This is a genomic window from Acidobacteriota bacterium, assembly GCA_009861545.1.
Taxonomy (GTDB): domain Bacteria; phylum Acidobacteriota; class Vicinamibacteria; order Vicinamibacterales; family UBA8438; genus WTFV01.
This window is the reverse complement of record VXME01000091.1, coordinates 66,678-75,744: the sequence shown is the minus strand read 5'-3', so window position 1 is coordinate 75,744 and position 9,067 is coordinate 66,678. Positions and strand designations below refer to the sequence as shown.

At 73.4% G+C, this 9,067-nt stretch carries 3 protein-coding genes and 1 pseudogene; 1 reads left to right on the top strand and 3 read right to left on the bottom strand.

All coding sequences use genetic code 11. From position 1 onward, the window contains the following. The first annotated feature begins 270 nt into the window (after nucleotides 1-270). Nucleotides 271-465 (top strand): annotated as a pseudogene (locus F4X11_15005) (hypothetical protein). Nucleotides 466-542: 77 nt separating this feature from the next. Here F4X11_15005 and F4X11_15000 read toward each other — a convergent pair. The 3 genes from F4X11_15000 to F4X11_14990 form a co-directional block, all read right to left on the bottom strand. Continuing rightward, on the bottom strand, nucleotides 543-1,256 hold the full coding sequence (locus tag F4X11_15000; GenBank protein MYN66317.1) for a glutaminyl-peptide cyclotransferase: 714 nt from the start codon (nucleotides 1,254-1,256) through the stop codon (nucleotides 543-545). A gap of 213 nt (nucleotides 1,257-1,469) precedes the next feature. Continuing rightward, nucleotides 1,470-5,306, bottom strand: a complete 3,837-nt coding sequence (locus tag F4X11_14995) for an AAA family ATPase (GenBank protein MYN66316.1) — start codon at nucleotides 5,304-5,306, stop codon at nucleotides 1,470-1,472. Nucleotides 5,307-5,343: 37 nt separating this feature from the next. Beyond that, nucleotides 5,344-8,769 carry a PD-(D/E)XK nuclease family protein gene (locus F4X11_14990; protein MYN66315.1) on the bottom strand — a complete coding sequence of 1,142 codons (3,426 nt, stop codon included), beginning with the start codon at nucleotides 8,767-8,769 and terminating at the stop codon, nucleotides 5,344-5,346. Nucleotides 8,770-9,067 lie beyond the last annotated feature (298 nt).

Here is a 9,067-nt window from a genome sequence, read left to right as displayed (position 1 = left end):
GGCCTCGGCTGGGGTGGCGGCGGGTTCGGCAGCCCCTGGTCGCGAATGGGCTACGCCGACAACTACTGGGCGCCGTTCGGCTATTCCTATCTGGGGATGTACGGGTACAACACGTGGCGGAACTCGTACTGGTACGACCCCTACTACTACAACGGCTGGGGCCGCCGGGGCGCGTTGATCGACGGCACGGACGATGCGGAGACCGGAGCGCGGGCCGTCAACGGCGTCGGCTACACGCGCGTCAGCGAGCGAGCCCCGGTGCCCAGGGACAGCGGCGGAGCGAGTGCCGCCTCGTCGGGCGGAGGAGGGGGTGGCTCGACCCGTTCCGGGCGGAGCGGCCGCGTGACCTCCACCGGCGGTTTCTCTCGCGGCGGTGGCGGCGGGAGCAGCAGCGGTGGCGGGAGCAGCAGCGGCGGTGGCGGGAGCAGCAGCGGCGGCGGAGGTCGGACGCCCGTTCCCCGCTAGCGATCAAGATACCGCCGCAGAACGGGACGACCGCCCGTCAGGCCCGGCTGGAGCGCAATCGGAGGCCGCAGCGCGTCCTACTCGAACGTCACCTCGAACATCTTCGGCCACAGCTTGCCGGTGATGTAGAAGGTCTCGGCGCCGGGGTCGAACGCGATGCCGTTGAGCACGTCGACCCCGCGCGCTTCCTCCCGCGTCAGGAGTCCCGCCGCGTCGATGTAGTGGGTCACGCGTCCGGTATCCGGGTCGATGCGGACCAGGAAGTCCGTCTGGTAGACGTTGGCGTAGACGGCGCCGCCGACGCACTCGAGCTCGTTTAGCTGCGTGAGCGGGAAACCGCGCAACGTGACCGGGACGTCGCCGAGCACCTCGAACGTCCGGAGGTCACGAAACGTCAGGCGGTTGGAGCCGTTGCTCATGACCAGCCGGCTGCCGTCGTTGCACAATCCCCAACCCTCGCCCTCGTAGCGAAACGTTCGCTGCTCGTCGAATCGTTCGAGACCGAAGACGAAAGCCCGCTGCGCCTTCCACGTCAGCATGATCAGGCGGTCGTCGACCCGGGCGAGCCCCTCGCCGAAGTACGCGGGCGAGATGTCGACTTCCTGCTCGACTGCGCCGGTCGCCGGATCGATCCGCCGCAGGTCGGAGCTCCCGTACTGGCCGGTGCTCTCGTAGAGCCTGCCGTCCCACCACAGCAGGCCTTGCGTGTAGGCGCTGGTGTCGTGCGGAAACGCGCGGTGGACGTTCACCGAGAGCGACGGGACGACGGCGGCCGGTTGCGCGGCGGTCATCTCGGTCGGGCCCGAGGCCAGGAACGCCCAGCCGCCAGCCGCCAGAGCAACCAGTCCGAGTGCCAGGAGCAGCGACCTCGACCTCCGCGCGGCGGTCCGGCCGCCGGCATCAGGCCTCCCCGCCGTCCGACCCGCCCGGCTGCGCGCCGCCCGCTTCTTCGCGTTGGGACTCACCGGCTTCCTCCCGCGCCCATGTCCGCCACAGGTCCGATCCTACACTTGCATCAATACTGCGCTCGCCGGGGCACCGGTGGCGCGCGTGATCATCTCCGCGTAGAGGGCGACCTGGCGGCGGTAGACGTCGATGGCGCCGTCCGCTGCCTCCAGATCCCGATCCGTCTTGTAGTCGACGACGGTCCACGCCCCGTCCTCCCGAAAGGCCACGTCGACCACCCCCTCGACCAGGGCGCCGTCGGCTGTCCGCATGCTCACCGGCGCCTCGCGGCGGCAGTCTCCGCGCCGCGCGGCGGCGCGCGCGCGCGCCAGGAGCGGGTGAGACAGCACGCGCCGCGCCACCTCGGCCGCGGCGGCGACCTCTTCATCCGCCGCGCCCAACACCCGGCCGTGCAACCGGGCGATCTCCTTCACCGGCGCCTGGCCGCCGGCCGGCACGTCGAGCGGCACGCTGGCGAGCACGGCGTGGACGAGCGAGCCGAAGCGCTTGCCGGCCGGCCGCGCCACCGCGCGTTCGAGCTCCACCACGGTCACGGCGTGCGGCGCGGCTTCCGGCCCTGCGCCACTGCCCCCGCCAGCACCTGGAAGCGCGGGGCCGCCGGCCGGTGGCCCGGTGCGGCCGGTCCGCGCCGCGGTCCCGGCGCGCGCCCGCTCGGTCGCCGTCGCCAGCACGAGACTCGGGCGGGCGGCCCGCTCGACGGTGCCCTCGCGGCGCCGCCGCCACGTCCGGTAGCGTTCGAGATCCGCCTCGACCGCCGCGTCCGGGGCATCCTTCGACAGCAGCTCCTCCCGGCGTATGCCCACCGGCGCCCCGGCGCCGAGCGCGAGCTGGTGCGGGTCCCACCAGACGACCCCATGGCCGGCATCTTCCGATCCCGTCGCGGACGCCGCCGGGCTGCGGAACGGAACCACGTTGTCCGCGGCCGCACGGCTGTTCCGGCCGGCGCCGGGATCTCCCCCCACGTCCCGGAACGTATGCAGGCCCGGCGCCACCGTGTCGTTGCCGGCCGGATCACCGTCCGACCGGTCAAGCACGGAATCGCGGCCGAAGCGCGGACACCCCGGCGCCGACCGTGGATTGCGCCGGCCCTGCAGCGGCGGATAGACGGCCGCATAGAGAGGACTCGCCCACGCGCTGCGCAGGGGGTGGCGGGGACCGGCGTCGGGCTCGCCGCCGGGGCCGATCCAGTCGTCCAGCTCCGGGGCATCGCCCACCGCCGGCACCACCAGCAGATCGCGCGCGCGGGTCGCGGCCACGTAGGCCAGACGCACCCCCTCCTCGCGGTCGCGCTCGATCTCCTCCTGCTGGTGATCGAGCAGGTCGAGCGGCGACCAGCCCGCGAGCCGGAGCGCGCACAGACCCTTCTCCGAGTCGATGAAGCGGCCGGCCGTCGTCCGGTAGAGCCGCGCGGTCGGGTCGCCCAGGATGACCACCGGAAACTCCAGACCCTTGGCCCCGTGCACGGTCATGATCCGTACGCCGTCGCTGCCCTCTTCGAGGATCGGCGCCTCGCCCGCCTGGCGTTCGGCCGCCTCGTCCCGCAGATGCTCGATGAACCCGCGGAACGAGAGCCCGCCGCCCGCCTCGTAGTCACGCGCCATCTCGCCGATCTGGAGCACGTTGGCGAGCACCTGCTCCCCGGCCCGCTGCATCACGAACGCGGCGTGGGCGCGAGTCTCCTCCAGAAGCTGCCCGATGGTTCGGGCGATCGGCACGTCGTTGCGCTGCCGGTGGAGCCGGCTCAGCAGATCGAGGGCGTCCGTGATGGGAAGGAAGCGATCCGCGCCGTCCCCCTCTCCGGCCGCCGCCTCGGCGGGGATCCGGAACGGATGGAGGCGCCGGAAGCGGTGCCGGTAGGCGAAGAGCGTTTCGTCGTCGACCGCGAACAGCGGACCGCGGAGCGTCGCGAACACGGAGAGCTCGTCGTCGGGCCACTCGATCGCGGCCAGCGCCGCCCGCAGGGCGCCCACTTCTTCGCGGTCGTGGAACGACCGGCCTCCGACCAGCAGATGCCGGATGCCGCGCGCTTCGAGCGCGTCGACGTAGGGCCGCGTCACGTCGGCGCCCCAACTGTCGAAGCGGCGGAACAGGACGGCGACGTGGCGCGGCTCGACGGGTACACGCGCCGGCGCGCCACCCTCGGCGGCCGGTCCCGCCGTCCGCTCCGTCACCGTCCACCCGCTCTCGCGCACCACCCAGTCGACGAACGCACCGACGGCGTCGGGAAGGGACGCCTCGATGGCCCTCCCGGTCATGCGGCCCCGGAAACCGTACGGACTCGGGACCGGCAGCGCCACCACCGCCGGCTGCGACGGCTCGTCCGCGCGGTGCGGAGCGAGCGGGACGTAGCCCGGGCGTGACGCGGCCGCCGCCGCGTCCTCGGCCGAGCCCATCAGCGGCGCGAAAGCGCGGTTGACCAGGCGCTGGATGGCCGGCACGGCACGAAAGCTCGTGGACAGCGCGATGCTCGCCACGCCGCGCCGGCCGAGCTGCTCGGTCACCTGCCGGTAGACGCCGACGTCGGCGCGCCGGAAGCGGTAGATCGACTGCTTGGGGTCCCCAACCAGGAAGAGCTTGCCCGGCCCGGGCGTCACCTCGCGCCAGTCGCGCTCGTCGGGATCGCCCGACGCCAGCAGCAGCAGGATCTCGGCCTGCAGCGGATCGGTGTCCTGGAACTCGTCCACGAAGATGCGCGCGTAGCGTTGCTGCGCGTCGCGGCGGACGCCGTCGTGGTCGCGGATCAGGTCCCGCGCCTTCAGCAGCAGATCGACGAAGTCGAGGCGACCCGCCTCGATCTTCAGCCGGTCGTAGCGCTCGATGGGATCGCGCAGCTCCGCCTGCAGATGCGCCGCCAGATCGGCGTCCGCCACCTTCGCAAACCGTTCCAGGACGTCAACCATCTTGGCGTGCCGGTCCAGGACGTGGGCGCGGGTGACGCTGCCGCCGTACTGGGTGCCGGCGCCCCGCCGGGGCTGCGTGAAGTCCCGGTTCGCGGCCAGCTCGACGAGCTGCGCCTCGATGCCGTCGTAGTCCCGCCGGCGCGGGCGGACGGCGTCGGTCGCCTGAATCGCCTGCACGAGGGCGCGGGCGGGCTGCGTGGCCAGAAACAGGCGGTCGCCGCGGCGGTCGGCGGCCTTGTCCGTCAGCTCGGCGAACTCCTTCAGGTGCGCCATCACCTGGTCGACGATGGCCTCCCGGGGGAAGCTCTCCCGGCGCCAGGGCCGGGTGAAGTCGCGCCACTCCGCAAGCTGCCAGGCGGCGCGGCGCAGCCGGTCGGTGGGCCCCGCGTCCGCGGCCGGAGACTCCTCGAACCGGAACAGCGTGGACCGGCGGCGCAGGGCCCGGCGGACGCCCGGCGGCTGGTCGTCGAGGGCGCCGTGCAGCCACGTTTCGAAGGCCTGCCGGAAGATCCGCTGGGCGGCCCGGTCGTCCAGGACCTCGAAGCCCGGATCCACTCCCGCCTCGACCGGCCGCTCGCGCAGCAGGTCCGCGCAGAACCCGTGGATCGTGCTGACCTGCGCCTCTTCCAGGTGCGCGATGGCGTGGTCGAGATGCGCCGCGGCGCCGTCCGCAGCGCCCGCCGCGCCGGACTCGGCTCCGGTCCCGGGGCCGGACTGCCGCGCCCGCTCGAGCCCTTCGCGCAACCGGAGCTTCAGCTCGCCGGCGGCCTTCTCGGTAAACGTGACGGCCAGGATCCGGTCGACCGCGGCGTCGCCGCGAGCCAGCACCTCGACGATGCGACCGACCAGCGCGCTGGTCTTGCCGGTGCCGGCGGCCGCCTCCACGACGAGCGACTCGCCGAGCGACTGTCGGATCCGCTCCCGGGCGTCGGCGTCTGCCAGCGGCGGCTCGCTCATCGCGCTCCCCGCTCCCATCCCGCCGCGCCGGCCGCCCCCGCGGTGTGGCGCCTCCTCACGGCAGCTCCCGCAACGTCGTCAGGTCCGCCAATAGAGACGCCGCCGCGCCGGCTTCGCCTCCGCCGCGCCGGGGTCCGGGCGACGGCCGGTGCTTGCCCGCCGTGCGCTGTTCTTCCCAGGGCCCGCACACGACCTGGAAGTCGCACCACCGGCACGCTCCCTGACGAGGCGCCGGCAGCAGCGTGCCGGCCTCGACCGCCCGATCCACGATCTCCAGGACCTCGGTCCCGGCGCGGCGCGCGCCGTCGTCCAGCGTGACGACGCGCTGCTCGTAGCGGCCCGCCGCGGTGCAGAACGACAGCCGCGATTCGTGCACGGGCCGGCCCAGCGTCCCCTCCACGGCCAGCCCGTAGAGAACCGGCTGCAACGTCTCGCCGCCTCCGACCACCATCCCCTCCCGCGTCCGGTTCCGGCCGGTCTTGTGATCCGTCACGCGCAGCTCGCCCCGCGCCGTCGGTCTCGCCCTGGCTTCGATCAGGTCCACGACCCCGCGCAGAAGCCAGCGGCCGTCGACCCGCACCGGCTCCGGCGCGCTCTCCGGATCGCGCCCGTCCCCGGGCGGCAGTCCGAAACCGAGCTCCGCGTGCATCGGCATCCACTCGCCGTCCTCGTTCGCGACGTGCCGCACCCAGCCCTTGAGATCGCCGCGCAGCGCCTCGATCTCGTCCCGCCACACGCGCTCGATCGCCGGCGCGAGCCGCTCGGCATAGTCGGCCGCCACGCGATCGAGCACCTCGTCGACGACCGCCTCCGCGGCGGGGACCCGCGCGGCGGTCACGGGCAGGTCCGCCCGACGTTCCAGCGTCCTGACCAGATCCGCCTGCACCTCGTGAAACAGACGGCCGCGGGTAAGCGGATCCAGGTGTTCCAGAGGCGGCTCGACCTCCTCCCGAGGGCGCAGCCGGTGCACCGACGAGAGCAGGAACTTGTACGGGCAGACCGCGAAGGACTGCAGCGCAGACGGCGAGTAGGGTCGGGCATCGAGCCGGTGGGCGGCGAGCATTTCCTTCGTGGCGTCGTCGATCTCGCAAAGCCCGTCGTGGCGCGACCAGGCGCGCTTCCACCGGGCCCAGCGCGCGGCCAGCGCGCGCCGCAGCCCCGGATTGAGGCGAAACAGGTAGCGTGCCCGCCCGGCGACCTCTTCCTTGCCTCGTTCCGGCGCGAACAGCTCTCGGAGCACGGCCAGGTCGTGCTCCACGTCGTCGATGGCGTGGTCCGGATCCAGCGGCGCGGGCCACGCCAATCGCGCCTCCGCCTGCCGGAACGCCCGCCGCTCCACCTCGCGGAAGTCGGGAATGCGGCCGGTGCGCGCCCGCTCCACGTCCAGCGCGTAGAAGGACGGCACGCGCGGGCGGGCCCTGCCGACCTCCAGGCGCGGATACGAGAAATGGATGCGCTCGGTCGCGGCGCCGACGGCCAGGCGCAGCAGCAGTTTCTCCCGGGCGTTGAGATCGTGCCGGTCGGGCAGTCCGAGCCGCGGCGGTCCGGCTGCCGCGGCGTTGATCGCGGCCCGGAGGTCGTCGAGCAGCAGCGGATCCTGTCGCGGCCTGTGGGGAAAGACCCGTTCGGCGAGGCCGGGAACGAACACCACCGCGAAGCGCCGGCCCCGCGCCTGCTCGGGACCGCCGACGAAAACGCGGCCGAAACGCTGCGCCGGCGGATCGGCCCGCAGCTCCGTCAGGCGCTCGTGGAGCACGTCGCGAACATCGCCGAGCGGCGCCGGCCCGACTTGCGCCATCGGCCGCAGATCGCCCAGCACGGCCAGCACGCGGTCGGGATTGGCCAGCACCATCGGCGCCAGTTCCTCCAGGTGGTCGAGCCATTCACCCCAGAGCGCCTCGGCCGGAAACCGCGCCAGCCGCTCGATCACCGGGAGCGCGAAACGCCGGAGATGCTCCAGATTCGCACGGTCGCGTTCGAGGCCGGCCACGCGCGGTGATTCCGGATCCTCGGCCCGCTGCTCCGCCAGCTTCAAGCCCAATTCGTGCGCCAGCCCGTTCAGCCGCCGCTCCCAGCGATCCCGGCCGCCGACCACCGACGATTCGACCAGCAACCGCTCCCAGCGGGCCGGCGCGCGAAGCGTTCCCGCGAGGACCGGCTCGTCGTCGCCGTCGGGTCGATCCTGCCCGGGGTCATCCACGCCGGCCGCGGGTTCCGCGAGGAAGTCGAAAAGCGACGCCTGCGCCGGACCCGGGGTCGCCTCGGGAGCGCTGTCGGGCGGTACCCAACGGCCCCGATCACCCGGCGGCCCGCCGCCGGCGTCGAGCCGGGGCACCTGTCCGAGGGAGAGGTATTCCGAGAAGCGCCGGGCGGAGAGGCGTTCCGCGGCGCAGGCAAGCAGCGCCAGGAATGCGCGTCCGGCAGGATCGGGGACGCGGGTGCCCCTGGCGAACCACGACCCGATACCGGCGCGGTCGAGCGCCGTCTCGAGCAGTCCGGCGTACACGCCGGGCGACCGCAGCAGCACCGCCATCCGATCGAAGGGCACGCCGCGGGCCGCTTCCGCCAGGATGGAGCGTGCGATCTCGACCGCCTCGCGCCCCTCGCCGGGAGCCGAGAAGAAGGTGAGGGCCGGCGAGTCCGCCGCGGCGCCGGCGGGCGGCGGATCGTCGGACGCGAACAGGAAGCGCCGGACGCGATCCAGCGGGTCCTCGGCCGGCTCGCACACCGGGGCCGTGGTCTCCACCGCCCCCGGCAGGCGTCGCAGCGCCGCGAGCGTCCGATCGTCGCCCGCCGGCACGGTCGCCAGCGTTTCTCCGGCCCGCCCGGCGAGAGCCGCCACGACGTCGAGCGTCGCCTCGTCGGTGACGGCGAGGTCGAGCAGGACGAGCACACCGCCGAGCGGCGCGCCCTCGATCCCTTCGGCGCCCTCCCGCAGGACCCTCGCCGCGGTGCGACAGAGTGCGGCGCCGTCCACGAGCCCCGCGTCGTCGAGAAGCCGGGTGTAGCGCCGCGCGAGCCGCGCGACGTCCGGACCGCTCCGGTCGAGCTGCCGCGCGTGATCGACGTCGGTGTCCGCTTGGCGCAGATCACGCAGGGTCGCCGCCAGCGTCCGGCCGAAAGAGCGGAAGTCGGCAATCGGCTGCAGGTAATCGAGCGCCTCGAGCTTCGACTCCTCGAAGGTGGCGTGCGCCGCCACCGCCTCCGTCGCCAGACCGCTCGCCGGAGCGAGTCCGCGGCGGGCGAGGTCGACGGTCGCGATGCTCGCCGCGAGCTGCCGCAGGCTGAACCGATGCAGTCCGAACGTCGCGCCGGCTTCCGCCGCAAGGTCGCGCGCCAGATCGTCGACCGCTTCCCGGGTCTCGCCGACGAGCAACACCTCGCCACGACCAAGGCCGCGCCGAAGCGCATCGGCCGCGGCCTTGATGCGGGTCTCCGCCGCCGGGGTAGTCAGGATCGTGAGACGCGAGGACGGCGGCAAGCGGTCAGCACCTGAGCACAGCTAGAGCATGGGGTTTCGCGTGGCATCGCGCAGCGCACGCCGGCACTGGAGACAGAGATCGTGACGCCGGCGCAGGTTGACCCGGCGCTTCCGGGTGGACCGCGAGGACACCGCCTCGCGTTTGCCGCATCGGCGGCACAACGCCTCCGGCCGTGGCGTTCGTCGCTTCGATCCCTTCCGCCGATCGACGTCTGCCGACATGTCCAGATTCACCATTCCGAACACCTCCACCGATATGCGTACGTCCGCCGTCTTGTCGACCGGATCGCCCCTCAAC